Genomic DNA, 23,103 nt, shown 5'->3' with positions numbered 1-23,103 from the left:
CGGCTGCTCGGACTCGACGTCTTCTGCTCACGAAGTGACCGGCAGACCGCTCCCGGCGAACAGCGGGCCGCCGGCGAGCGTCCCCACGAGCCAGGCGACCACGATCGCGTCGACAGGCCACACGGGCCCGAGGGAGCGGTCGGCTCCCGGCGCCGCGAGGATCCGGCGGCGGTACAGGACCACCGCCACCGCCAGGCAGACCCATCCCGCCACCACGATCGGCAGTTCGATCAGGAGTGGCACGATCCCGAGACCGATGCCCCACCACATCGCTGGCAGTGCGGACGCCACCGCCATCACCAGGTAGGACAGGACAACCAGGCGGTTCTCACGTCGGTCGAGCTGGTCGTCGGGCAGCCGAGGACGACGCAGCATCCACACCGTCGCCGCGACGGCGTTGATGCCGATGCCGATCCTCCCGAGGCCGAGTCCGACGAACTGCCCGAAGTCCCACCAGTTCGATCCGGATCCGGTGTCCGGTGCTTCGTACCGGGTGTGCCCGGCGACGTGCAGGAACGCGAGTCCGCCTGCGACGCCGAGCAGGTACAGCAGCCACGTCCAGCGGGGGAGCCGGAGTCGACGGAGCGCCGCTGCGACGAACAGCACCGATGTCGGCATGAGCAGCATCAGGGCTGCCCAGGCTGCACCGTCGAAAGCTCGTGGTTCCACGCCGCGACGCTAGCGGCACCGTCGCGCAGCGCGGCGCTCTGGTGTCCCGCCTACGACTCGGGACCCATCGGGCGCACTGACGGACTGGAGGCCCGTGGCGGCGTCGCCACGGGCCTCCAGTCCGTCACATGGTGAGCAGGAATGGTCGGGTCGCTGTGCCGGACCCGACCATTCCTGCTCACGAAGCGGCGAGCGCCGCGATCACGGGAGCTCGGGCAGCGCCTCCGCGTAGGTGCGGAAGTCGCCGCGCTCCGTGTGGATCGCCCACAGACGGTCGGCGATGGACTCCCCGGAGTGCTCGGGCTGCCCGTCGTCGATGCCGAACGGGATGATGAGCTGGCCGACGTGGACGTCCTCGTCGCGGACGGCGTCGTGCAGCAGCTGCGCGTAGGCGCTCTCGGCCGCGAAGGCGACGGACGTGCCGGTGACGCGGGCGCCCGGACGGACCGCGCTGCCGCCGTTGACGAACAGGATCGTGCCGTGGCCGATCGCGCGCATGCCGGGCAGCACCTGGCGGACGGCGTTGACCGAGCCGTAGACCGAGAACTCGATCGGGCCGACCAGGTCGTCCGCCGTGGTCTCGAGCACGGGGCGCATGTACTCCTTGGCGGGGAGCGGGCTGTACTGCAGCACCTCGACGGGGCCGAGCTGCTCGGTGGCGCGCTCGAGTGCGGTGCGCAGGGAGTCCCCGTCACGGACGTTCGCGGCGAACCCGGCGGCGGTGTGACCGCGCTCGCGCAGTTCCGCGGCGAGGCCGTCCAGGCGGTCCTGGTTGCGGGAGATCAGGGCGACGGCGAAGCCCTCACGGGCGAAGCGCTCGGCGACGGCGAGGCCGAGGCCCTTGCCGGCCCCGACGATGGCGATGGTGGTCATGCGGTGTACTCCTCGTCGCTCACGTGCTCGAGCCAGGTGGTGGTCGTCGCCGGGTCGGCGGCGGCCTCGAGCATCGCGAGGTGTTCCATGTAGTCGGTGGGGGTCGCGCCGTGCCAGTGTTCCTCGCCGGCCGGCGTGTAGACGGTCTGTCCAGCCTGCACCTCGATGACGCGGCCGTCCCGGGTGCCCATCCGCGCGACACCCTCGGTGACGTGCAGGGTCTGGCCCTTGGCGTGCGAGTGCCAGGCGGTGCGGGCGCCGGGCAGGAACCGGACCTTGGCGACGGTCATCGTCTGACCGGGCTCCTTCGGCGAGGCGATGGCGTCGAGGTACACGTCGCCGGTGAACTGCTCGGGCGGGTTCTTGACGGTCGGCTGCTTCGGTTCGATCTGCATGCCGACGACGGTAGGCCGCCGTGCGCACCGTCGGGAGGTGCCGACAGACCCCCTCAGGGGTTTCCCGAACGCAGCGTGTGTGATCGACCCACGACCCCGGGAGGATCATCGTGGACACACCCGCCGGAACGCCCCGCAGCCGCCGCCGCTGGTCGGTGGCCGGCCTCGCCGCCGTCGCCGCACTGGCCCTCACCGCCTGCACGAGCGGCGACGGAGCAGAGCGGGACGGATCCGACCGGGGCGGTTCGCCGTCGGCGCGCGCGACCGCGCCCGCCGACCTGTCGGCCGGTCAGGTGGCGCTCGACGGTGACACCACCGACGTGGTCACCGGCCTGGAGGCTCCCTGGTCGGTGGTCCTGACGGGTGACGACGGCGACGCACTGGTCAGCGAGCGTGACTCGGCCCGGGTGCTCGAGCTGCGGTCCGACGGCACCACCCGCCAGGTCGGCACGGTCGACGGTGTCAGCCACGGCGGCGAGGGCGGACTGCTCGGGCTCGCGCTGCACGACGACGACCTGTTCGTGTACTCCACGGCCGACGACGGCAACCGGATCCAGCGGTACGAGTTGATGGGGAGCACCGGGTCGTGGGGGCTCGGCGAGGCGACGACGATCATCGACGGGCTGCCGAAGAACACGTTCCACGACGGCGGGCGGATCGCGTTCGGGCCCGACGACATGCTCTACGCGAGCGTCGGGGACGCCGGCGCGAGCACGGACGCGCAGGACGAGGAGTCGCTCGCGGGCAAGATCGTGCGGCTCACCCCGGACGGCGACGTCCCCGCCGACAACCCGATCGACGGGTCGCCGGTGTGGAGCCTCGGGCACCGCAACGTGCAGGGCATGGGGTGGTCGTCGGACGGCACGATGTTCGCGTCGGAGTTCGGCGAGAACACGAACGACGAGCTCAACGTGATCGAGCCCGGGTCGAACTACGGCTGGCCCGAGGTCGAGGGCACCGGCGGCGAGGACCAGGGCTTCGTCGACCCCGTGCAGCAGTGGTCCACCGACGAGGCGTCCCCGAGCGGCCTCGCCGTCGTCGACGACACGGTGTTCGTCGCGAACCTGCGGGGCGAGGTGCTCCGGGCGGTCCCCGCCGACGACCCCGGCACGGCGACCGAGTACTTCGCGGGCGACTTCGGCCGCATCCGGACGGTGCTCGAGGGCCCGTCGGACACGCTCTGGTTCGTCACGAACAACACCGACGGCCGCGGGACACCGTCGAGCGGGGACGACCGGATCGTCTCCGTCCCGTTCACGCGCACGTGAAAGGGGTTCCCGCAGCCCCTCGCTCGCGCCGGACGGGGCGAAGTACCGTGACGGCATGAACCACCGCGACGAAGCGCGCGACTTCCTCTCCAGCCGTCGCGCCCGCATCACCCCCGAGCAGGCCGGCGTCGAGACCTTCGGCACACGGCGCCGCGTCACCGGGCTGCGTCGAGAAGAGGTCGCACGCCTGGCCGGCGTCAGCATCGACTACTACACGCGACTCGAGCGCGGGAACCTGCAGGGGGTCTCGGACAGCGTGCTCGACGCCATCGGCCGGGCCCTGCAGCTCGACCCCGCCGAGCAGGAGCACCTGCGCGACCTGTCGCAGCACCAGAACGAGACCCCGCGTCGCGCCGGTCGTGTCGTGCCCGTCGCTGCCGTCCGGCCCGAGCTGCAGTACCTGCTCGACGTCGTCACGGACGCCCCGGCGATGATCATCAACAACCGGCAGGACATCGTCGCCGCGAACGCGCTCGGCTTCGCGATGCACTCGGACCTGGTCGCGGCACCGGCGCGGCCGATGAACTTCTCGCGCTTCATCTTCCTCGACCCACAGGCGCGGAACTTCTACCAGGACTGGCAGCGGGCCGCGCACACGAACGTCGCGATCCTGCGCCGCGAAGCGGGCCGGACGCCGAACGACAAGGACCTCGCCGCGCTGATCGGCGAGCTGTCGATGCGGAGCGACGACTTCCGCGAGCTCTGGGCAGCGCACGACGTCCGACGCCACTACGCCGGCGTGAAGTCGTTCCGGCACAGCGTCGTGGGGCCGCTCGAACTGCACTTCCAGACGCTCGAACTCGCCGAGGACCCGGGGCTCGCGCTCACCATCTACCCGGCGACCCCGGGCAGCCCCACGGCCGACGCCCTGCGGGTGCTTGCCTCGTGGGCGGCGACCGAGGGCATCGCGGAGCGGGCGCGCCAGCTCGCCTGACGCGGTGGTGCGACCACCGCATGGTCGGGCGCGGCCCGCTCAGCGGTGACGCGCCAGCGTCACGCGGGCCGCGCCGACCGAGCCTGCGAGGGAGGACGGGGCGGGCCCGCACCGCGCCTCCCGGCCGCTCGTGGTCGCGTCAGACCTCCGGGATCACCCGGTCGAACCGGCTCGTGTCCGTCCCGTCCGGGTCCGGGCCGTTGCGACGGCCGGTGTCCAGGGCGTCGAGCCGCGCGAGCTCGTCGTCCGTCAGCGCGAAGTCGAAGACGTCGAAGTTCTCGGCGATGCGACCGGGGTTCGTCGACTTGGGGATCGCGTTCCGTCCCTGCTGCACGTGCCAGCGGAGCATCACCTGCGCCGGCGTCCTGCCGTGCGCCTCGGCGATCGACCGGATCGTCGGGTCGTCCATCACGCTGACCCGCTCGTCGCCCCAGCCGGGGTAGAACGTGATGCCACCGATGGGGGACCACGCCTGGTCGAGGATGCCGTGCTCGGCGTCGGCGCGCTGGACGTCCGGCTGGGTGAAGTACGGGTGCAGTTCGACCTGGTTGAGCGCCGGGATGACGTCGGACTGCTCGAGCAAGGAGCGCAGGTGGTGGGGCATGAAGTTGCTCACACCGATCGCGCGGACCCGGCCGTCGGCGTACAGGCGCTCGAGGGCCCGGTACGCCTGCACGGTCTGCTCGAAGCGGTCGGGAGCGGGCTGGTGCAGGATCAGCACGTCGATCGTGTCGAAGGCTAGCTTGCCGGTGGCCTTGTCGAAGGCGTGCAGGGTCTCGTCGAAGCCGTAGTCCGAGACCCAGATCTTGGTCTCGACCACGATGTCGTCGCGGTCGACGCCCGAGGCGCGGATGCCCTCGCCGACCTCGCGCTCGTTGCCGTACGCGGCGGCGGTGTCGATGTGGCGGTACCCGGTCTCCAGCGCCGTGCGGACGGCGTCCACGGTCTCCTCCGGGGCGCTCTGGAACACGCCGAAACCGATGGCGGGGATCTCGAGTCCGTTGTTCAGGGTGACTGTCTCCATGCCGACGACGCTACGCCGCCGACCCCCTGCTGACGGGTACCAGCAACCCCTGCTTCCGGCACCCGGCCGGCCGTACCGTGGACGCATGGACACCAGAAGCGAAGTGCGCGACTTCCTCCGCACACGCCGCGAGCGCGTCACGCCGCAGCAGGTCGGTCTGCCCGACTTCGGTGGGGTCCGCCGCGTCAAGGGACTGCGGCGCGAAGAGCTCGCACTCGTCGCGGGGATGAGCGTCGACTACTACGTCCGCCTCGAGCGCGGAAACCTGACCGGGGTCTCCGAGAGCGTCCTCGAGTCGTTGTCCCGCGCGCTCCTTCTCGACGATGCCGAGCACGCGCACCTGTTCGACCTGGCCCGTCTGCAGAACGCTTCGGGTGCCTCACGCCGGACGATCCCGACGTCGAAGGTCCGGCCGAACGTGCAGCGGGTGCTGGACTCGATCAGCGCCCCGGCCTGGGTCCGCAACGGCCGGTTCGACTTCCTCGCCGGCAACGCGCTCGCCCGAGCGGTGTACTCGCCGCTGTTCCTGTCGCGCTCCGGCACCCCGAACACCGCGCGTTTCGCGTTCCTCGACCCGCGCGGTCAGCAGTTCTGGCGAGACTGGGACTCGGTCGCCGGCGACGTGGTCGCCGCCCTGCGCGCCGAGGCGGCCCGCTCGCCGTTCGACAAGGGACTGACCGACCTGATCGGGGAGCTCTCCACCCGCAGTGACGAGTTCCGGCGGCGCTGGGCCGCACACGACGTGATGCGGCACCGGAGCGGTGTGAAGCGCGTGCACCACCCTGACGTGGGCGACATCGACATGAGCTACGAGACGATGGAGCTCGTCACAGACTCGGGGCTGACCATGGTCGTGTACGGCACCGAGCCCGGCTCGGCGTCCGAGGAACGGCTGCAGCTGCTGGCGAACCTCGCGGCGACGAGCGCGACCGGTGCGACGAGTGCGGCGGCTGCGTCGACCGCTTCCGTCGCCGGTGCTGCTTCCGTCGCTGGTGCTGCTGCCGCTGCTGCCGGGGAGGACGCGTGAACGAGACCGAGTCCGTCGAGACCGTCGTCCCGGCTCCGCCGACCGGGTTCCTCGGCCGACTGCGGTTCCGGTGGCGTGCCGAGCAGGAGATCCACGAGCTCACCCGCGACCGTGAACTCGAGGAGCGGGTCCGAGCCGAGGCAGCGGTGCGGCTCGCGCCCGGGCCGTGGCACCTGGGGGAGCTGTTCCGGCGACGGTGACGGCTGAGGGGGGAGGACAGCACCTGTCACGGCCCTGCGGTCGGCCCTAGCGTCGAGGACATGACCTTCGCCGACACCGACCCCGACCCCGAGTTCGCCCGGTACCACGCCGACTTCGTGGACGAGACCCTGCGGAACGCATCACTCAGCGAGCACGACCGCGTGGTCGTCCAGGTCGGTGCGACGATCGCGGCCGGGGCGCCGACGGCGTTCCGCGATCGGCTGGACGAGGCCCTCGACGGTCCGCTCTCGCCCACCGAGGCGAAGGAGATCGTCTACCAGGCCGTGGCCTACGTCGGTTCCGCACGCGTCGGCAACTTCCTGACGATCACCAACGCCGTACTGGTCGCCCGTGGGGTCACCCTGCCGTTGGCCGGACAGTCGACGACGACCCCGGCGGACCGACTCGAGCGCGGCCGAGCGGTGCAGGGCGCCGTCGTCGGTGCGGACCGCGTCGACGCGATGTACGAGAACGCCCCCGCGGACGCCGTGCACTTCCAGCGGTTCCTGTCCGGCAACTGCTTCGGGGACACCGTCGGCCGGGACGGGCTGTCGCTGCCCACCCGTGAACTCCTGACCTTCGCGCTGCTCGCGGCGCTCGGCGGGGCCGACGCCCAGGTGCAGGGGCACGTGGCCGGCAACCTGAACGTCGGGAACACCCGCCAGCAGATGCTGGACGTCCTGACCGTGCTCGTCCCGCTCATCGGCTACCCGCGCACGTTGAACGCCCTGGCCGCCGTGAACGAGGGAGCACCCGCAGCATGACCACCGACCACTCGATGTCGACCGGCCGGACCCTGCTGTTCGCCGTCGCCGGGGGAGCAGCGGTCGGCAACCTGTACTGGTCGCAGCCACTGCTCGACGACATCGCATCGTCGCTCGGCACCTCGGCGTCGCTCGCCGGGCTGCTCGTCACGCTGACCCAGGTCGGCTACGCCCTCGGCATCCTGCTCGTCGTGCCGCTCGGGGACGTCCTCGACCGCCGGCGCCTGATCCCCTGGGTGCTCGTCGCCTCCGCCGTCGCGCTGCTGCTCGCCGCGATCGCTCCGACCTTCGCGACGCTCCTGGTCGCCCTGGCACTGGTCGGGCTGACCACGGTCGCCGGGCAGCTCCTCATCCCGCTTGCCGGGGACCTCGCCGACCCCGCGCAGCGCGGACGCGTCGTGGGCACGATCGCGTCCGGGGTGCTCACCGGCATCCTCGTGTCGCGGACGATCAGCGGCCTGGTCGCGGACGCGTTCGGGTGGCGCGCGATCTACGTGCTCGCCGCCGTCGTCGCGATCGTCCTCGCCGTGCTGCTGCGGCGCGCCATCCCGGAGCTCGAGGCCCGCGGCGGGGTGCCGTACCCGCAGCTCATCCTGTCGGTGTTCCGTGCCGTCCGGACCCACCGGACCGTCCAGGTCACGCTGGTGATCAGCTCGTCGGTGTTCGCCGTGTTCACGATGTTCTGGACCGCCCTGACGTTCCTGCTGAGCAGCGACCCCTACGACTTCTCCACCAGCAGCATCGGGCTGGTCGGCCTGGTGGGGCTCGCGGGTGCCGTTGCGGCGCAGCGGGTCGGGCGGCTGCACGACCGGGGACTGTCGGTACCCGTCACCGGGGGAGCGATCGTGCTCCTGCTCGTCTCCCTGGTCGTCGCCGGGATCGGTGCGCACTCGATCGTCGTGGTGCTGCTCGCCGTGCTGCTGCTCGACGTCGCCGTGCAGGCCGCGAACGTGCTCAACCAGACCCGGCTCTTCTCGGTGGACCCGGCCGCGCGGAGCCGGCTCAACACGGCCTTCGTCACCTCGAACTTCATCGGCGGAGCGATCGGCTCCGCGCTGGCGTCGGTGCTGTGGAACGCCGGGGGCTGGACGGCGGTCACGATCGGCGCCGCGGTGCTTACCGGGTTCGCCGCGACGGTCTGGGTCGTGCACCGGAACCGTGGGCTCGTGGTCGAGCCGGAGCGGGCCTGATCACGGGGCTCAGCGGACCAGGGGGTTCGCGACCTCGAGCTCACGGTGGTCGACGAGCCAGCGCACGGCGTCCAGCACGGTCTCCTCGGCGGTGAACGCCGGCGCGTAGCCGAGCAGACGACGCGCCTTCTCGGTGCTGAAGACCTGGCTGCGGGACAGGTGTTCCCAGCTGGCGTCAGCGTGCTCTGGAGCCGTGGTCTCGCGGAACCGGTCCCACGTGACGGGGTCGAGCCGGGCCTCCTGGCCGAACCACGACGCTGCCAGGTGGGCGTACCCGCGCGCGGTGAGCGCCGTCGGAGCCGTGACGAAGAAGTCCTCGCCAGCCGCCGCATCGCGGTGCTCGACCGCGAGCTGGAACGCCTGCGCGACGTCGTCGGCGTGCACGTGGGCCATCGTCTCGGCGCCGAGACCGGGGACCTCGAGCGGTTCGCCGGCGGACAGCTTCGTCAGCACCGACGTGTCGAGGTTGCCGAGTGGACCGATCGGCATCCAGCCCGGACCGCTGATGTGACCGGGGTGCAGCGACGTCGTGACCAAACCGCCTGATGCGGTTTCTTCCATGAGCATCCGGGCGATTGCATCCTTCTGGACGCCGTAGTCACCGAACGGCGGGGTCGCGCTCTGCTCAGTGATCGGCAGCACGTGCGACGCCCCCGCACGCCAGATCGAGCCGCAGTGCACCAGGTGCGTACCGGTACCGCGGAGCGCGTCGACCAGCGCTGCGGCGGAGGACTCGGTGAAGCAGACGAGGTCGACGACGGCGTCGGCACCGAGTGCGGCGATGCGGCTGCCGAAGGTGCCGTCGCGGTCCTCCTGCTCGCGGTCGGCGGTGATCCGCTCGACCTGCTGCCACTCCGGGGCGTCGGCGTACGGGGTGCTCGTGCCGCGGGTGACGGCGACGACCCGGTGACCCGAGCGGACGAGACGGGGGACGAGGAACGAGCCGATGTGGCCGGTGGCTCCGATGACGACGATGTGCATGGGGCCACCGTAGGCCGAGGCGTGCGCATCGTGAGCAGGAATGGTCGGGTGCGGCGGTGCGCCCCGACCGTTCCTGCTCACGAAACGCGCCCGCGGCGAGCGCGGCGCCCACGAGCGAGGCGCCCACGAGCGCCGCGCACGAGCGGCGCGCTCAGTCGGCGGTGATGACCTTCACGGAACCGGCGATGGTCGCGGCGTCCTCGGCGAGCGCGACGACGGGGTCGGGCAGGCCCGCACCCCCGAGGGCCTTGCGCGCACCCCAGCCGACGAAGCTGCCGACGAGGGCACCGACGCCACCGAGGATCGCGCCCTCGATGCGCAGGTCACGCTTGCCCGTGGTGCCGAGGGCGGCACCGGCGAGGGCACCGGACGCGACACGTCCGAGCAGCGCCGAGGGGGCGATGCGGTTCGGGGTCTTCGGCAGCTTGTCGCCGATGAGCTCACCGATGGCGGAGGCCACGAGCAGCCCGCGGCCGACCGGGGTGCTGAAGACCTTCCACTGCTGCCACGAACCCTTCAGCGAGGACCGGTCGTGGTTCAGTGCGAGGACGGCGAGCGGGGTGGCGCTCCGGCCGCCGCTCATGATGCCGAGGACCAGGGTGCGGACCAGGGTGTGCTGCTCGTGCTGCTTGCTCATCGTGACTCCTGTCGTGTTGCCCCCGACGGTACGCACGGTGACCTCGGGTGTTCCGAGCATCGCGGGCGACGGGCGGACGTCGGGCGTTCCCCGGGCGCTCCCCGGGCACGGAGCCGCCCCGAGTAGCGTCCGGCCCATGAGCAACGTCATCGTCCTCGGCGGCCACGGCAAGGTCGCACTCCTCGCCACCCGCATCCTGTCCGAGCGCGGACACACGGTCACCTCCGTCATCCGGAACGCCGACCAGTCCGATGAGATCCGAGCCCACGGCGGCGAACCGCTCGTCGCGGACATCCAGCAGCAGTCCCTGAACGACTTCGCCGAACTCGTCCGCGGGCACGACGCCGTGGTGTGGTCGGCCGGTGCCGGTGGCGGGTCCGTCGACCGGACCTGGGCGATCGACCGCGACGCTGCGGTGCTGTCGATCCAGGGGGCGAAGCAGGCCGGCGTCGACCGCTACGTCATGGTGTCGTTCTCGGGCTCGCAGCTCGACCACGGCGTCCCGCAGGACCAGGACTTCTTCGCGTACGCGCAGTCGAAGATGATCGCCGACGCCGTGCTCCGCGACTCGGGGCTGCAGTGGACGATCGTCGCCCCGAGCACCCTGACCGACGACGAGCCGACCGGCTCCGTCGACTGGGACGGCTCGTCGACCCAGGTGCCGCGCGGTGACGTGGCGCACGTGGTCGCCGACGTGGTCGAGAACCCGGGCACGGCCGGCAACACCTTCCGGTTCAACACGGGGTCCACCCCGGTGGCGGAGTTCCTGCGCGCCGACGCGGTCTGACCAAGACCGACCGCGCCGACGCGGCCTGACCGAGACCCACAGACAGACCAACGGGGTCGCGGCGGTTCTCCGCCACGACCCCGTCCGTGTCCCTGCAGAGCGTCGAGCTCAGTAGAGCGTCGAGATGCCCGTCATGTCGCCACGGCCGAGCGTGCGGCCGTCGAGCTCGCAGTAGCCGCCGGACGGCTCCATGACCTGGCCGGTGCCGGTCTTCACGTGGTCGAGGCCGTACAGGTGACCCCACTCGTGGGTCGCGACGACCTGGGTGTCGAAGCGCGCGCCCGAGCAGGTGGCCGTCGAGCTCCACTTGAAGCCGGTGGCGTAGCGCTGGTCGGCCTCGCGGGCGTTGCCGTTGCCGTCGAACCAGACGCACGTCACGCCGAGGGTTCCGGTCGGGAGCTTGCCCCAGCCCATCACGTTGTAGCCGTTGTTCCGCGAGCAGCCGCCCTGGTCGGTGAGGTTGGGCTTCTGGGTCGCGAGACGCAGGTAGTCGTTCTTCGCCGTCGACGTGACGGTGCGGTCACACGCCGAGATCGTGCCGTTCCAGGCGTTCGCCCCCTTGCGCAGGGCGTCCTTGGCGTACGTCGACTTCTGCCCGGTCTGGTTGTAGTACCACTTGACCGTGCTCGGCCAGGTGTAGCCGGACGCCTTGTACGCCGTGCTCGTGCACTTCGTGGTCGCAGCGGTCGTCGCGGCGGGGGCGGCCTGCGCCGTCGCGGCCTGGCTCTGCGCACGCTCCTGCTGGACGGCGGGGGCCGAACCGGTCCAGGCCTCGTCGACGCGGACGGCGACACCGGCGGAGCCGTTGTTCGCGATGAGGACGTCGGCGAGCTCGGGCGCCCCGGGGGCGGCCGAGCTGCTCGCCATGACGCTCTCACCCGGCGCGGGGAGCGCGAAGGTGCGTCCGTCCGGCGTCACGACCGTGCCGGACGTCGCCGTGCAGCCGCTCTCGAGCGTCTGCACCGACAGGGTCCCGGGGGCGCAGCTCGCGCCGGCCCCCGGGGTCGCCGCCTGGGCGGGTGCTGCGGTGATGGTGAGGCCGGCGAGGATCGCGACGATCGCCCCGGTGCTCAGCGCGTTCCTGACAGGACGCATGGTTCCCTTCCAGCGGCAGGCGACGTGCCCCCCGCTCCTGATCGGGGTCCATGCTCGCCGATGACCACGCAGCGGGTCCAGGACTGCGCTGCGGGGACACGCCCCCAGTCAGGGGCGGCGGCTCAGGCCATCTGCGCGTAGAAGGGCTCCGGTGCATCGGCGAGCGACGCCTTCACCATCCGGCTCCAGTCGTCGACGAGCACCTCCGCCGCGCCACGCTCCACACCGTCGAGTGCCGCTCGGGCCACGTCCGTCGGGTCCGTCTTCGGGCCGTCGTAGTCGCCCATCATGTCGGTGTCGGCCGCACCGAGGTGGAGTCCCTGCACGCTGATGCCCCGGTCGGCGAGCTCCAGGCGGACGGCGTTCGTCATGTTCCACTCGGCCGCCTTCGCCGCGGCGTAGCCACCCGCGCCGGGCGCCGCGAACCACGACAGGGCCGACAGCACGTTGACGACCGCGCCGCCGCCGTTCCGCTCGATCACCGGTGCGAAGGCGCGGATCATCGACAGGCTGCCCCAGAAGTGCGTGTCCATGGCCTTCCGGACGATGGTGAGGTCGTCGGTCACCAGGGATCCCTGCGTCGAGATGCCGGCGTTGTTCACGAGCAGCGTCACGTCGCCCGCGGCGGCGGCCACCGCGTCGACCGAGGCCTGGTCGGTGATGTCGAGGGGCAGCGCGACGACGCCCTCGACGTCGACGAGTTCGGGGCGGCGTGCGGTCGCGTAGACCTTCGACGCACCGCGCTCCAGCAGCTCCAGGGCGAAGCGGCGTCCGATGCCGCGGTTCGAGCCGGTGACGAGTGCGACCGATCCAGCGATGTCCATGGTGTCTCCTCCTGCCGCGCGGGTGTCTCCCGCAGCGGCTCGGCTACGCTAAGACCTCACATCCATGTCAGGGGCAAGCCCGGATCGGAGCACACATGCGCATCGGCGACCTCGCGGCCGAGACCGGCGTCAGCGTCCGCTCGCTGCGGTACTACGAGGAGCAGGGACTGCTCACCGCGTCGCGCACCGCGAGCGGGCAGCGGATCTACACGGACGCAGCCGTCGAGCGGGTCCAGCTCGTGCAGCAGCTGTTCGCCGCCGGGCTCGCGAGCCGCACGATCGTGCAGCTGCTGCCCTGCGTCGACCGTGGGGAGTCGACGCCGGAGTCGTTCGCGCTGCTCATCGCGGAGCGGGACCGGATCACCGCGCAGCTGGCCGAGCTCGAGGCGGTCCGGGGGCGGCTCGACCAGGTCATCGCGATCACCGAGCACCCCACCGCCGAGCACTGCCCGGCGCTGCGTGACCGGCCTGCGGAGCCGGTCGCGGCCTGAGACGCGGCACCTGACGGTCTGGAGGCCCGTGGCGGTTCCGCCACGGGCCTCCCGTCCGTCACGGGGTCGCCGACAGGGCCGATGCAACGGCCCGTTCCTGTCGCGTGTGCGCAGCGAACGCGTCGGCGACCGGGTTGCGGCGACGGTCGAGGCCGCCCGCGCCGTCCTCGACGAGGTCGAAGAGGCCCATCGTGAGCAGGTGCTCCTGGCGTGGGGCGTCCGTGTGCCGCCAGGTCCACTCGTACATGTCGAACAGCGGCCACCAGGTGTAGCCGACGACCGGCACGCCCTCGTCGCGGAGCTCCCGCACGGCCGTGACCGACGCGTCCAGCCAGCCGATGCGCTCCTCGACCGAACCGGTGACGCACGTCTCCGTGAGCATGACCGGGGCGCCGTAGCGCTCGGCGTAGGTGGTGAGCACGTCGCGGAGCCCCTCGACGCCGGTGTCCTCGTAGGGCCGCGGGTCGGCGAACCCGCCGCCGTGGTGCACCCCCGTCTCGAAGACCTCGGTGGAGTGCAGCGGGTAGTAGTTGACGCCCATCACGTCGGGCCGGACCGCGTGCTGCCGGAACCAGTCGAGGTCGGCGTCGGTGACACCCCCGGACCGCAGCCGACCGACCAGGGGGTGCGCGTCGTCGACGCCACCGGTGACCAGGTCCTCGACCAGGAACGTCTGGGCGCGCAGGCGGGCGACGGTGTCGCGGTGTTCCGGGGCGTCGACGTCGCCCACGTACCGGATGCCGGCGTCCACGTGCACGAAGGTGGCGGCGTCTCCGAGTTCGCGGGTGATCGCGTGCTGCGTCGAGACGAACCCCTTGGCCAGAGCGGACGCGATCCGGGCCGACCCCTCGGCGCCGGTCAGGTACGGGGGCCAGTACCCGTACTCACCCGAGAACAGGGCGTGGATGACGGGCTCGTTGACGGGCGTGTAGTCGGTGGCGACGTCGCCGTACCGCGCCGCGAACCGGGCGGCGTACTCGGTGACGTGTGCCGGGTAGTCGGGGTGGGCGAACTGCCCGTCGAGCCAGAGCGGTGTGCCGTAGTGCAGCAGGTCGACGACGGGGCGCAGGCCGGTCTCGCGGAACCGCGCCATGACGCCGTCCACCCACGACCAGTCCCAGACGCCCGGCTCGGGGGCGACCCGGTACCAGGGGACGCCCCAGCGCAGGAGCTCGGCGCCGACGTCGACCGCCAGCCCGAGGTCGGCGGCGTACTGCCGGTAGTGGTCGGTGAGCTCGTACTCGTCGATGGGCCGTTCACCCGGTCGGGCCTGCGGGACGAAGGTGTCCTCGATGCCCAGGGCGAAGTGCAGCCTGCCGTCGTCGGACCAGTGCATGGTGTCTCGTTTCGTGGTGGGCACGGCCGCTCCGGGCTCGTGCGGTGTCGTCGTCACTTGAGCCCGGTGCTGGCGACGCTCTCGATGAAGCGGCGTTGCACGAGCAGGAACATGACGGCGAGGGGCAGCACGGCGATCAGGGCGCCGGCCATCATCACGCCCTGCGGGATGATCCCGCCGGGTCCGGTCAGCAGGGTGAGGCCGGACGTGATGGTCCCCATGTCCTGGTCGGTGGTGAACACCAGCGGCCAGAGCAGGTCGTTCCAGTTGTTGACGAAGGTGAAGATGCCGAGGGTGAGCAGGGCGGGGACGGCGTTCGGCAGGACGACGCTCTGGAAGATCCGCCACTCCGAGGCCCCGTCGATCCGCGCCGCGTTGTCCAGGTCGCGGGGGAGCGACACGAAGAACTGCCGCAGGAAGAAGATCCCGAAGGCGTCGGCCGCCCGCGGCGCGATGAGCCCCGCGAACGTGTTCACCCACCCGAGGTCGGACACCAGTTGGTAGATCGGGATGAGCGTCGCCTGGAACGGGATCATCAGGCTGGCGACGATCACGATGAGCAGCACCTTGCTGCCCCGGAAGTCGAGCCGTGCCAGGGCGTAGGCGGCGAGCGCGTCGAACGCCAGCGCGAACACCGTGACACCGCCGGCGAAGGCGAAGCTGTTCAGGATGAGCCGCCCGAACGGCAGCTGCGTGAAGATCGCCCGGAAGTTGTCGAGCGTCCAGGTGTGCGGGAACAGCGTCGGCGGGTAGGCGTTGACCTCGCTCGCCGGTTTGAACGCCGTGAACACGATCACGAGCACGGGGAGCAGCACCGCCAGGGTCACGACGGCCACGGCTGCGAAGCCGAGCCACCGCATCGACGGCTGTCGACGGGCCACGGTGCTGCGTCGGACGACGGTCGCGGGACGGGGGAGCGCGGTCATGATGCGGTGTCCTCTCCGCGCTTCCCGAAGAACAGGAACTGCACGAGGCTGAGCAGCAGGGTCGCGATGAGGAGCACGTACGCCAGGGCGCTCGCGAACCCGAGGTCGAGGTCCTTGAAGCCGGACTGGTAGATCTGCATGACGATCGTCTCGGTCGACCGGTACGGACCACCGCCGGTCAGGACGTAGATCTGATCGAACGCCTGCAGTGCAGCGATGAGGGCGACGATGACGACGAACGCCATCGTGTTGCTCAGCATCGGGAAGGTGACGTTCGCGAACCGCTGGCGGCCGTTCGCCCCGTCGAGCTGCGCTGCCTCGTACAGGCTCGTGGGGATCTCCTGCAGCCCGGCCAGGAAGATCACCATGTAGAAGCCGAAGTTCTTCCACACGGCCACGAGCACCACGGTGGGCATCGCGAGCGTCGGGTCCTGCAGCACGTTGCCGAGCCGGATGCCGACGAGCTGCAGCCAGTGGTTCAGCAGGCCGATCTGCGGGTCGAGCAGGTACGACCACGCGAACGCGGCGACGGCCAGGGACACGATGAACGGCAGGAACAGCGCCGACCGGAAGAACCCGCGGAACGGCAGGGCCGGGTGGTTCAGCACGAGGGCGAGCACCAGGGCGACGACGATCGCGACGGGGGTGAAGAGCACCGAGTAGAGCGCGGTGTTGCCGATGGACCGCAGGACGTCGGGGTCGGTGAAGACCCGGACGTAGTTCGCGAACCCGATGAACGACGGGTCGCCGAACCCGCTGGCGTCGGTGAACGACAGCTGGAGCGCCGAGAGCATCGGCCAGAGCACGAACGCCCCGAGGATGACGATCGCGGGTGCGAGGAACCCGACGATGGTGGCGCGGCGGCGGAACGTGCCGTTCAGGGGCGATCGTCCGCCGAGCTGGCCCGGTGGTCGGTACCGACGGCGTCGGCCGAGTTGCTGCGTGGTCACGAGGGTCCTCCGAGGGCCGCTGCTGCTACTTCAGGGCCGACTGCACGTCGGCGTCGGCGGTGGCGAGGAGCGATTCGGGGTCCCCGCCCGCCATCGCCTTCTGGGTCGCGGTGTCCACGGCGGTGAGCACGTCGGCGCTGTCGACCACGCCGGGCAGGAGCGGGATCGTGGTGCCCGGCAGCCCGGTGAGCGTCGCGACGGTCGGGTTCTCGTCGACGTCGGCGGCGGTGACGTCGGTGCGGAGCGGCGGCCAGCCGGACCCGAGGGCCCACTTCGTCGCGACGGACTGCTCGTTGAAGTAGCGCAGGAACCGCTCGGCCGCGGCCTGCTTCGCGTCGTCGGTCTGGGCCGTCACCCCGAGCGAGACGCCGATGGCCGAGGCCACCTGTGCTTCGGGCCCCGCAGGGATCGCCGCGATGCCGTAGTCGATGTCCGACGCCTCGGCGACACCGGCCATCCAGGGGCCGCCGATCTCCATGGCGGTCTTGCCGGCCGTGAAGAGCTTGTCCGCGGCGATGCCGTCGACACCGGTCGGCGAGATCTTGTCGTCGCGCACCGCCTTCGCCCAGTACTCGAGCGTCTCGGCGTTCGCGGCGGAGTCGATGGTGGACTTCGTGCCCGCCTCGTTCGTGATCGATCCGCCGTTGCCGGCGAACAGGCTCGGCCAGATGCCGTTGCCGACGGTCTGGTGGTCCGGCAGCACGAGCCCGTACTGCTCGGGGGTGCCGTCGCCGTTCTCGTCCTTCGTGAGCTTCTTCGCGTCGGCGACCCACTCGTCCCAGGTGGTCGGGAAGGAGTCGATGCCGGCAGCTGCGAACAGCTTCTTGTTGTAGATCACGGAGAGCGGGACGAACCCGCTCGGCACCCCGTACTCCTTGCCGTCGACCCGTTCCATCGCGACGGCCTGTTCCTTCAGGTCCCCGGTGTTGTTGGCGTCGTCGGCGTAGAAGTCGCTGAGGTCGACCAGCGCCTTCTTCTGCGCGTAGACCGGCAGCCGGTCGGAGGTCATCGCGACGAGGTCCGGGCCCTTCTTCGCGGACAGGGCGGGGAGCATCGTGTCGTCGATCACGGCCCAGGTCTTCGTCTGGGTCGTGATGGTGACCTTGTCCTGCGAGGCGTTGAAGTCCTTGACGATGCCGTCCAGGACCTTGCCGTCGGCCTCGGTGTAGCCGTGCCAGAACGTCAGGTCGACGTGGCCGCCGTCACCCGACGATCCGGGGGAGCCGGCGCACCCGGCGAGGGAGAGCGACGCCGCTGCTGCGAGCGCGACGACCGCGATGTGCTTCTTCATCGAAAACCTGCCATCCGTCCGGCACGTCGGTGTGCGGACCTCGTCCATGCCGGATTTACACCGGTGTAAATGTGGACAGTAGCCGGTGCTCGACCGCCCGGTCAAGGGGTCGGGGAGCACCCGTGGTCAACGGGTCAGGCAGCAACCGGACGCAACGGTCCGGACGACGCCCGGACGACGAGTGCGTGCGGGGAGCGCAGCACCCCCGGTGTCGCCGGGGCGCCCTCCTCGAGCTGGGCGACGAGCACCCCGACCGCCGTCGCCGCGACCCGGTCCAGGTCGGCCGACACCGTGGTCAGCGCCGGGGTCGAGTACGCCGACTCCTCGATGTCGTCGAACCCGACGACCGCGACGTCGTCCGGCACGGTCCGGCCCGCGAGCTGCAGGGCACTCATCGCCCCGAGCGCGAGCGCGTCGTTGCAGCAGACGATCCCGTCGACCGGCACGCCGGCGTCGAGGAGCTGCCGCGCAGCCGCCGCCCCCTCGGCCCGGTGCCACAGCGCGGTCGGCACCACCCGCTCGGGCGTGAACGGCACGCCGGCGTCGAGGAGTGCCTCGCGGTAGCCCCGCAGTCGCTCCTGCGCCGTGCGCACGGGTCCCGACGGGTCGGAGCCGATGAACGCGATCGACCGACGACCGGCGTCGAGCAGATGCGCGGTCGCGTCCCGCAGCGCGTCCGCGTTCGACATGGAGATGAACGGCACGGGGGCGTCCGGGATCGGCTCACCGAGCACGACCAGGGGGAACTTCACCTCGAGCGCGGCGGCATCGCTCGGCCGGACGGTCAGCGGGCTGTAGATGATGCCGTCGATGGAGTGCTCGCGCATCCGGGTGATCGCGTCCGCCTCGCGCACGCCGCTCGCGGTCTGCTCGATGAGCACCGTGTAGCCCACGGCTCCGGCAGCGCGGATGACGGCGTCGGCGAGTTCGGCGAAGTACGCCTGCCGCAGTTCCGGCACCGCGAGCCCGAGCACCTTGGAGCGTCCGGCGCGGAAGTTCCGGGCCGAGACGTTGAGCTCGTAGCCGAGCTCGTCGACGGCGGCCATCACGCGGTCACGGGTGCGGACGGAGACGTGTTCGTAGCCGGACAGCACGTTCGAGACGGTCTTCTTCGAGACACCCGCCACGGCGGCGACGTCGCTCATCGTGGGCGGAGAGCGGTGCCCCTGCGCCATCGGGCGCCCCCTCTCACGTGCGGACTGCGTTCGGCAGGAACCTACCGCACCAGCGTGGTGCGGACCGGACGGGAGGCCCGTGGCGGGTCCGCCACGGGCCTCCCGTCCGGTCTCGGCCGCGCTCAGGCGCCGGTCTGCTCCGTCGGCGCGGCCACCGGCTTCGACTGGCTCGACCCTCGTTGCCGCAGGGACACGGTGGCGATCACCATCACCGAGATGACCAGGAACTCCGACTGCCAGTTCTGCATCGACTCGAACCAGAACTGGCTCGTGCCGAGGTAGCCCCACGCCGAGACCACGCTGTCGCCGTGCTCGAGCTGCTCCTCGTTGTAGGCCGCAGCGCCACCGATCACGTGCCCCACGACACTGCCGAGGAACAGCACCGCGAACAGGATCAGCAGCGAGTTCTCGTACAGCACGAGCACGATCCCGCCCCGGCGCACCGGCCACGGGGCCTTCGGGTCGTCGGCGTGCTCCCGGGGGTCCTCGTCCTGCGGGCTCTGTTCGTCCAGGGGCTCGGACTCGCTCGACCCCTTCTGGAACAGGAACACCGTGAACACGATGTACGCGCCCATCTGCAGGAACTCGCTCTCCCAGTTCTCGAAGGTGGCCTCGGCGAAGTCGCCGCTCGTCAGGAAGCCCCAGAGCGACACGGCCGCCTCGCCGTGCTGGAGGGCGTCCGCCGCGGACACCCGCCACCCGGCGAACACCATGCCGACGAAGCACACGACGAAGACGGCGACGTTCGCGAGGAGCAGGCCGTGCCGTCGCACGCGCTGCCACCCACTCGATCCGTTGTGCAGGCCGAGGGTCACCGGGTCCTCCGTTCGTCGTGTCGACGCCATCCTCGTCCGGGCGCGACGAACGCCTTCGCAGGAGCACCCGACCGGTCCTGCCGGTCCGTCAGCGACTCAGAGCGTGATGCCGGTGGCCTCGGCGAGCGCGTCGAGCAGTTCGGTGCGGAACCGCTGGTCGGCGACCGCCTGGTGCGGTTCCTGCCGCTCCCCGTGGAACCAGTAACCGCCTGTCACGGTTTGTTCTGAGTCGGTTGCGAGCGTCTCCTGCGTGCGGTGTCCCAGCTCGAAGTCGTCGGGAGCGCCGGCCCCGCCCATCTTGGTCGCCACCCAGCCCGGGTCGACGGCGTTGCTCAGCACGCCCGGGCGTCGGAGCGGCACCTCGGCGGCGAGCGCCGTCACGAACAGCTTCGTGTCGGAGTACGAGTTCGTCTCCGAAACGCCGGTCCAGTCGACCGTGTCCAGGCGCGGGCGGCCGCCCCGGTGCATCCCGCTGCTCAGGTACACGTGCCGCCCCGGCGAGCGCAGCAACGCGGTGAACAGGTAGGGCGCCACGACGTTCACGGGCACCAGGGAACGGCCCGAGATCACGCCGGCGTTGTGCACGACGGCGTCGAGCGGGGTGCCGGCGTCGAGTTCCCGGGCGGTGGCGATCACGGCGTCGCGGTCCGCCAGGTCGGCGACGACGAGTTCGGCGCCGCGCTCCACCAGGTCGGCGACCGCCTCGGCGCGGGCCCGGTTGCGCGCGTGGACGACGACGTCGTGCCCGCTGCGGAGTAGCGAGTCGGCGGTTCCCCGCCCGAGGCCGTCGGTGGATCCGGTGACGAGGATGCGTGCCATCCGCCCATCATGCGCCCGACCGCTGCGGCGGGTCCGGCAGGTGGACCGGGAACGGGCGGACGGGAGGCGCGGTGCGGGCCCGCCACGGGCCTCCCGGCTGTTCACGGGCCGGCCACAGGGCCGCGGTACGGTCGCTGCATGAGCAGCTTCCTCGAGCCCGTCGACGCCGTCGGCGTCGGTGACGCGACGATCGTGCCGGACGCCACACGACCGGTCGCGGCGGTCGTCACGGGCGACGACGTGCGGTGGGTGACGTGGCCGGACGCCCCGTTGCCGGACGGTGCGGTCGACGAGGTCGGGGTCCTCGGGACCGCGACAGGTGCCTGGGTGGTCTACGTGTCGCGCGAGGACGCTGAAGGCGACCTCGACACAGAGTCGCGGACGGCCGTGCACGTCACGCCGGCCGGGGTGACGTGTGCCGTCGATCTCGGGGATCGACGCGTGCTCGGGGCGGACGCCGAGGGGCTGTGGATCGGCGACCCACGTGACGCGTCGATGTGGATGGGCGAGGACGAGGACTCCGAGGACGAGAGGCTCGAGGATCCGGAGGACGACGACGGGGACTCGGACGACCCGCTCGACGGCGTCGACCCGGAGACCCTGCCGTGGGCGCCGTCCGAGCCGTTCTGGCCGTCGCCAGAGGAGTGGGCGGCGACGCTGGCGGCCGGCGAGGAGCCGGAGGACGACGACCCCGAGCTGCTGGACGACGACGATCACGACGTCCGCCCCCGCTACTTCTGGAGTGCCGGACCCGACGCCGACGACGAGGACGACTTCCCTCGCCGGTCGGGACCACCGGCCGATCCCGCGCCACCCCTGCTGACCCCGCCGACCGAGCTCGTGCTCGTCCGGACCGACGGCAGCCGGACGACGATCACCGTCGACCACCTGGCTGAGGACGTCCGCCGCACCGGCTCGGTCCTCACCCTCCGGTACGCACCGACCGGTCCGCGGCTGGAACCCGACGCGTCCGTGTTCCGGAACGTCGTCTACGTCTCCCGCGAGGTCGACCTCGACGTGACCGGCGGCCTGCCCGCCTCCGTGACCACGGAGGACCTGCCGTCCCGTGCCGCGAGCGACGAGGACGAGACGTCGTGGGAGGACGAACAGGAACGTCTGGAAGCAGCCCGCGCTCCGTGGACGGAGCAGTTCGACCTGACCGACGTCGAGGGCGCGCGCTGGCCGCTGCACGACCTGGACGCTGCCGCACGGGAGCGCGCGGTCGCGGACCTCGTGGACGTGTTCGAGGCGCTCGACCAGCCCGGCATCCTGTGGACCCGCGACCACCCCGAACCCCGGCGGTCGGCGAGCGACTACCGAGCCGTCGAGGTCACCGTCGAGGGCGAGTGGCCGGCGACCGAGGTCGTGGTGTCGTTCGAGCACCGCGCCGTGCCGTACCTGCGGCTCCGTCGGCGCTACCGGGTGTTCGACGACGCCGGGCACGTGGAGGACTGGACCTACGTCGGCGTGCACCTGGACGAGGACATCGACAGCGGGCACATCGCCGACCGAGCGGACGCGGTGGACGGGGTGCTCGACATCTGACGGGGTCGGTCCCGCCTGATCCCACCGCCCCGTCTGGCCCGCTGGTCCTGTACGTTTCCTGTGTAGACATCCCCCTGATCAGAGAGGACGCGGCGCCATGAGTGACGGCACGCCCCAGTACAACCAGCAGAACCCGAACCCCTACGCCGCCGGCGGGCAGCCCTACGGCGCTCCGATGCAGCCGTCATCGGACCGCTTCAACGTCATGGCGATCGTCGGGTTCGTCCTGGCCTTCGTGGTGAACATCGCCGGCCTCGTGGTGTCGATCATCGCGCTCTCGCAGATCAAGAAGACCGGGGAGCGCGGCCGCGGCCTGGCCCTCGCCGGCATCATCATCAGCGCCCTGTCGCTCGTCTTCGGCATCATCTGGGTCATCTTCGTGATCGCTGTCGTCGCGAACGCTCCGGCGGGCAGCATGGGCAGCTACTGACACCCACCAGCACCAGACCGGAGGCCCGTGGCAGCTCGCCACGGGCCTCCGGTCTGTCTGGGGCTGGTTCCGGACCGTGGCCTCAGCCGATGACGCCGGTGTGCTCCAGCACGATGTTCAGACCGATCAGGATCAGGACGACACCACCCGCGATCTCCGCCGGCTTGCCGAAGCGGGCACCGACGCGGCGACCGACCAGGACCCCGACGAACGAAAGCACCGCGGTGGTGATCCCGATGAGCAGCACCGCGCCGCCGATCGACACGGGCAGGAACGCCAGGGTGACGCCCACCGCCAGGGCATCGATGCTGGTCGCGACCGCCAGCACGAGGAGCTCGCGGACCGGCAGCCGATCGGTGTCCTGCTCCGTGTCCTCGTGCTCCGAGAACGCCTCCCACAGCATCTTCCCGCCGATCAGCGCCAGCAGCCCGAACGCAACCCAGTGGTCGAAGGCCGCGATGTACTGCGCGAACGCCGACCCGAGCAGCCAGCCGAGCAACGGCATCACCGCCTGGAACACCCCGAACGTCAGCGCGATCACGATCGCGTGCCGCACGTCGAAGCGCTTCATGTGCAGGCCCTTGCCGAGGGCGACGGCGAAGGCGTCCGCGGAGACGCCGAGCGCGATGAGGAAGAGGGCCCAGAAGGACATGGGG

General features: G+C 71.3%; 26 protein-coding genes. 10 read left to right on the top strand and 16 right to left on the bottom strand.

The annotated features are described in order from the left end of the window. Positions 1-27: 27 nt before the first annotated feature. The 3 genes from DEJ04_RS01095 to DEJ04_RS01085 all read right to left on the bottom strand — a co-directional run bounded on the left by DEJ04_RS01095 (position 28) and on the right by DEJ04_RS01085 (position 1,937). Positions 28-669 carry a hypothetical protein gene (locus DEJ04_RS01095; protein ID WP_146248615.1) on the bottom strand — a complete coding sequence of 214 codons (642 nt, stop codon included), beginning with the start codon at positions 667-669 and terminating at the stop codon, positions 28-30. A gap of 201 nt (positions 670-870) precedes the next feature. After that, positions 871-1,542, bottom strand: a complete 672-nt coding sequence (locus DEJ04_RS01090; protein ID WP_111045754.1) for an SDR family oxidoreductase — start codon at positions 1,540-1,542, stop codon at positions 871-873. Next, entirely contained in the window at positions 1,539-1,937 is a 399-nt protein-coding gene (locus DEJ04_RS01085; protein ID WP_111028874.1) for a cupin domain-containing protein, read from the bottom strand. Before DEJ04_RS01085 ends, DEJ04_RS01090 begins: the two co-directional genes overlap by 4 nt. Positions 1,938-2,047: 110 nt before the next feature. Between DEJ04_RS01085 and DEJ04_RS01080 the strand changes: the two genes are divergently transcribed. Together DEJ04_RS01080 and DEJ04_RS01075 are read left to right on the top strand one after the other, a co-directional pair. Beyond that, entirely contained in the window at positions 2,048-3,205 is a 1,158-nt protein-coding gene (locus tag DEJ04_RS01080; RefSeq protein ID WP_111045752.1) for a sorbosone dehydrogenase family protein, read from the top strand. Between the two features lie 55 nt (positions 3,206-3,260). Next, entirely contained in the window at positions 3,261-4,139 is an 879-nt protein-coding gene (locus DEJ04_RS01075; protein WP_111028872.1) for a helix-turn-helix transcriptional regulator, read from the top strand. Between the two features lie 139 nt (positions 4,140-4,278). On the opposite strand, the gene DEJ04_RS01070 is transcribed toward DEJ04_RS01075, so the two are convergent. Continuing rightward, positions 4,279-5,163, bottom strand: a complete 885-nt coding sequence (locus DEJ04_RS01070; RefSeq protein WP_111045749.1) for an aldo/keto reductase — start codon at positions 5,161-5,163, stop codon at positions 4,279-4,281. Between the two features lie 85 nt (positions 5,164-5,248). On the opposite strand from DEJ04_RS01070, the gene DEJ04_RS01065 reads away from it, so the two are divergent. From DEJ04_RS01065 to DEJ04_RS01050, 4 genes are read left to right on the top strand one after another with little or no spacing between them, the layout of a single operon-like run. After that, the gene (locus DEJ04_RS01065) at positions 5,249-6,190 is read left to right on the top strand and encodes a helix-turn-helix transcriptional regulator (protein WP_181437694.1); all 942 of its coding nucleotides are present in this window, start codon (positions 5,249-5,251) and stop codon (positions 6,188-6,190) included. Continuing rightward, positions 6,187-6,390 carry a hypothetical protein gene (locus tag DEJ04_RS01060; protein ID WP_071404097.1) on the top strand — a complete coding sequence of 68 codons (204 nt, stop codon included), beginning with the start codon at positions 6,187-6,189 and terminating at the stop codon, positions 6,388-6,390. The genes DEJ04_RS01065 and DEJ04_RS01060 overlap by 4 nt, the downstream gene beginning before the upstream one ends. 60 nt (positions 6,391-6,450) lie before the next feature. Next, the gene (locus tag DEJ04_RS01055) at positions 6,451-7,155 is read left to right on the top strand and encodes a carboxymuconolactone decarboxylase family protein (protein ID WP_111045745.1); all 705 of its coding nucleotides are present in this window, start codon (positions 6,451-6,453) and stop codon (positions 7,153-7,155) included. Then, complete coding sequence (locus DEJ04_RS01050; protein WP_111045743.1) at positions 7,152-8,345, top strand: MFS transporter; 1,194 nt, start codon at positions 7,152-7,154, stop codon at positions 8,343-8,345. The genes DEJ04_RS01055 and DEJ04_RS01050 overlap by 4 nt, the downstream gene beginning before the upstream one ends. Before the next feature lie 9 nt (positions 8,346-8,354). On the opposite strand, the gene DEJ04_RS01045 is transcribed toward DEJ04_RS01050, so the two are convergent. Next, entirely contained in the window at positions 8,355-9,326 is a 972-nt protein-coding gene (locus DEJ04_RS01045; RefSeq protein ID WP_111045741.1) for an NAD(P)-dependent oxidoreductase, read from the bottom strand. A 151-nt stretch (positions 9,327-9,477) separates the two neighbouring features. Then, on the bottom strand, positions 9,478-9,963 hold the full coding sequence (locus tag DEJ04_RS01040) for a DUF4126 family protein (RefSeq protein ID WP_163342984.1): 486 nt from the start codon (positions 9,961-9,963) through the stop codon (positions 9,478-9,480). Between the two features lie 136 nt (positions 9,964-10,099). Here DEJ04_RS01040 and DEJ04_RS01035 point away from each other — a divergent pair, with 136 nt between their 5' ends. Next, complete coding sequence (locus DEJ04_RS01035; RefSeq protein ID WP_111045736.1) at positions 10,100-10,750, top strand: NAD(P)H-binding protein; 651 nt, start codon at positions 10,100-10,102, stop codon at positions 10,748-10,750. A gap of 108 nt (positions 10,751-10,858) precedes the next feature. Here DEJ04_RS01035 and DEJ04_RS01030 read toward each other — a convergent pair whose 3' ends face one another. Together DEJ04_RS01030 and DEJ04_RS01025 are read right to left on the bottom strand one after the other, a co-directional pair. Further along, positions 10,859-11,845, bottom strand: a complete 987-nt coding sequence (locus tag DEJ04_RS01030) for a matrixin family metalloprotease (protein WP_111045734.1) — start codon at positions 11,843-11,845, stop codon at positions 10,859-10,861. A gap of 122 nt (positions 11,846-11,967) precedes the next feature. Continuing rightward, the gene (locus tag DEJ04_RS01025; protein WP_111045732.1) at positions 11,968-12,669 is read right to left on the bottom strand and encodes an SDR family oxidoreductase; all 702 of its coding nucleotides are present in this window, start codon (positions 12,667-12,669) and stop codon (positions 11,968-11,970) included. 95 nt (positions 12,670-12,764) lie between these two features. Between DEJ04_RS01025 and DEJ04_RS01020 the strand changes: the two genes are divergently transcribed. Further along, the gene (locus DEJ04_RS01020; protein ID WP_027466874.1) at positions 12,765-13,160 is read left to right on the top strand and encodes a MerR family transcriptional regulator; all 396 of its coding nucleotides are present in this window, start codon (positions 12,765-12,767) and stop codon (positions 13,158-13,160) included. Positions 13,161-13,218: 58 nt separating this feature from the next. On the opposite strand, the gene DEJ04_RS01015 is transcribed toward DEJ04_RS01020, so the two are convergent. The 7 genes from DEJ04_RS01015 to DEJ04_RS00985 all read right to left on the bottom strand — a co-directional run bounded on the left by DEJ04_RS01015 (position 13,219) and on the right by DEJ04_RS00985 (position 20,472). Continuing rightward, entirely contained in the window at positions 13,219-14,496 is a 1,278-nt protein-coding gene (locus DEJ04_RS01015; protein WP_111045730.1) for a family 1 glycosylhydrolase, read from the bottom strand. A gap of 53 nt (positions 14,497-14,549) precedes the next feature. After that, on the bottom strand, positions 14,550-15,422 hold the full coding sequence (locus DEJ04_RS01010; protein WP_111045728.1) for a carbohydrate ABC transporter permease: 873 nt from the start codon (positions 15,420-15,422) through the stop codon (positions 14,550-14,552). Beyond that, on the bottom strand, positions 15,419-16,372 hold the full coding sequence (locus DEJ04_RS01005) for a carbohydrate ABC transporter permease (protein ID WP_111028862.1): 954 nt from the start codon (positions 16,370-16,372) through the stop codon (positions 15,419-15,421). The genes DEJ04_RS01010 and DEJ04_RS01005 overlap by 4 nt, the downstream gene beginning before the upstream one ends. A 25-nt stretch (positions 16,373-16,397) precedes the next feature. Further along, positions 16,398-17,663, bottom strand: coding sequence for an ABC transporter substrate-binding protein (locus tag DEJ04_RS01000; protein ID WP_111045725.1), 1,266 nt, complete (start codon positions 17,661-17,663; stop codon positions 16,398-16,400). 134 nt (positions 17,664-17,797) lie between these two features. Then, positions 17,798-18,808, bottom strand: a complete 1,011-nt coding sequence (locus DEJ04_RS00995; RefSeq protein WP_111045723.1) for a LacI family DNA-binding transcriptional regulator — start codon at positions 18,806-18,808, stop codon at positions 17,798-17,800. Between the two features lie 152 nt (positions 18,809-18,960). Further along, the gene (locus DEJ04_RS00990; RefSeq protein ID WP_164941154.1) at positions 18,961-19,653 is read right to left on the bottom strand and encodes a DUF6766 family protein; all 693 of its coding nucleotides are present in this window, start codon (positions 19,651-19,653) and stop codon (positions 18,961-18,963) included. A 96-nt stretch (positions 19,654-19,749) separates the two neighbouring features. Continuing rightward, entirely contained in the window at positions 19,750-20,472 is a 723-nt protein-coding gene (locus DEJ04_RS00985; RefSeq protein ID WP_111045721.1) for an SDR family NAD(P)-dependent oxidoreductase, read from the bottom strand. Positions 20,473-20,610: 138 nt separating this feature from the next. Between DEJ04_RS00985 and DEJ04_RS00980 the strand changes: the two genes are divergently transcribed. Next, entirely contained in the window at positions 20,611-22,017 is a 1,407-nt protein-coding gene (locus tag DEJ04_RS00980; RefSeq protein WP_111045719.1) for a hypothetical protein, read from the top strand. A 97-nt stretch (positions 22,018-22,114) separates the two neighbouring features. Further along, positions 22,115-22,447 (top strand): DUF4190 domain-containing protein, encoded by a 333-nt coding sequence (locus DEJ04_RS00975; RefSeq protein WP_111032127.1) that lies wholly within the window; start codon positions 22,115-22,117, stop codon positions 22,445-22,447. An 82-nt stretch (positions 22,448-22,529) separates the two neighbouring features. Here the strand turns inward: DEJ04_RS00975 and DEJ04_RS00970 are convergent, their stop codons facing one another. Then, complete coding sequence (locus DEJ04_RS00970; RefSeq protein ID WP_111045717.1) at positions 22,530-23,099, bottom strand: manganese efflux pump MntP family protein; 570 nt, start codon at positions 23,097-23,099, stop codon at positions 22,530-22,532. Positions 23,100-23,103 lie beyond the last annotated feature (4 nt).

This window comes from Curtobacterium sp. MCLR17_044 (assembly GCF_003234435.1).
Classification (GTDB): Bacteria; Actinomycetota; Actinomycetes; order Actinomycetales; family Microbacteriaceae; genus Curtobacterium; species Curtobacterium flaccumfaciens.
Note: the sequence above shows the minus strand (reverse complement) of the source record. Positions and strands in the feature narration are given on the sequence as shown.

Coding starts and splice junctions, on each gene's coding strand:
- DEJ04_RS00970 (WP_111045717.1), bottom strand. CDS start 23,099: ATGTCCTTCTGGGCCCTCTTCCTCATCGCGCTCGGCGTCTCCGCGGAC.
- DEJ04_RS01000 (WP_111045725.1), bottom strand. CDS start 17,663: ATGAAGAAGCACATCGCGGTCGTCGCGCTCGCAGCAGCGGCGTCGCTC.
- DEJ04_RS01035 (WP_111045736.1), top strand. CDS start 10,100: ATGAGCAACGTCATCGTCCTCGGCGGCCACGGCAAGGTCGCACTCCTC.
- DEJ04_RS01030 (WP_111045734.1), bottom strand. CDS start 11,845: ATGCGTCCTGTCAGGAACGCGCTGAGCACCGGGGCGATCGTCGCGATC.
- DEJ04_RS01050 (WP_111045743.1), top strand. CDS start 7,152: ATGACCACCGACCACTCGATGTCGACCGGCCGGACCCTGCTGTTCGCC.
- DEJ04_RS01045 (WP_111045741.1), bottom strand. CDS start 9,326: ATGCACATCGTCGTCATCGGAGCCACCGGCCACATCGGCTCGTTCCTC.
- DEJ04_RS01070 (WP_111045749.1), bottom strand. CDS start 5,163: ATGGAGACAGTCACCCTGAACAACGGACTCGAGATCCCCGCCATCGGT.
- DEJ04_RS01065 (WP_181437694.1), top strand. CDS start 5,249: ATGGACACCAGAAGCGAAGTGCGCGACTTCCTCCGCACACGCCGCGAG.
- DEJ04_RS01075 (WP_111028872.1), top strand. CDS start 3,261: ATGAACCACCGCGACGAAGCGCGCGACTTCCTCTCCAGCCGTCGCGCC.
- DEJ04_RS01085 (WP_111028874.1), bottom strand. CDS start 1,937: ATGCAGATCGAACCGAAGCAGCCGACCGTCAAGAACCCGCCCGAGCAG.
- DEJ04_RS01025 (WP_111045732.1), bottom strand. CDS start 12,669: ATGGACATCGCTGGATCGGTCGCACTCGTCACCGGCTCGAACCGCGGC.
- DEJ04_RS00995 (WP_111045723.1), bottom strand. CDS start 18,808: ATGAGCGACGTCGCCGCCGTGGCGGGTGTCTCGAAGAAGACCGTCTCG.
- DEJ04_RS01040 (WP_163342984.1), bottom strand. CDS start 9,963: ATGAGCAAGCAGCACGAGCAGCACACCCTGGTCCGCACCCTGGTCCTC.
- DEJ04_RS01020 (WP_027466874.1), top strand. CDS start 12,765: ATGCGCATCGGCGACCTCGCGGCCGAGACCGGCGTCAGCGTCCGCTCG.
- DEJ04_RS01055 (WP_111045745.1), top strand. CDS start 6,451: ATGACCTTCGCCGACACCGACCCCGACCCCGAGTTCGCCCGGTACCAC.
- DEJ04_RS00980 (WP_111045719.1), top strand. CDS start 20,611: ATGAGCAGCTTCCTCGAGCCCGTCGACGCCGTCGGCGTCGGTGACGCG.
- DEJ04_RS01010 (WP_111045728.1), bottom strand. CDS start 15,422: ATGACCGCGCTCCCCCGTCCCGCGACCGTCGTCCGACGCAGCACCGTG.
- DEJ04_RS01015 (WP_111045730.1), bottom strand. CDS start 14,496: ATGCACTGGTCCGACGACGGCAGGCTGCACTTCGCCCTGGGCATCGAG.
- DEJ04_RS00985 (WP_111045721.1), bottom strand. CDS start 20,472: ATGGCACGCATCCTCGTCACCGGATCCACCGACGGCCTCGGGCGGGGA.
- DEJ04_RS01090 (WP_111045754.1), bottom strand. CDS start 1,542: ATGACCACCATCGCCATCGTCGGGGCCGGCAAGGGCCTCGGCCTCGCC.
- DEJ04_RS00975 (WP_111032127.1), top strand. CDS start 22,115: ATGAGTGACGGCACGCCCCAGTACAACCAGCAGAACCCGAACCCCTAC.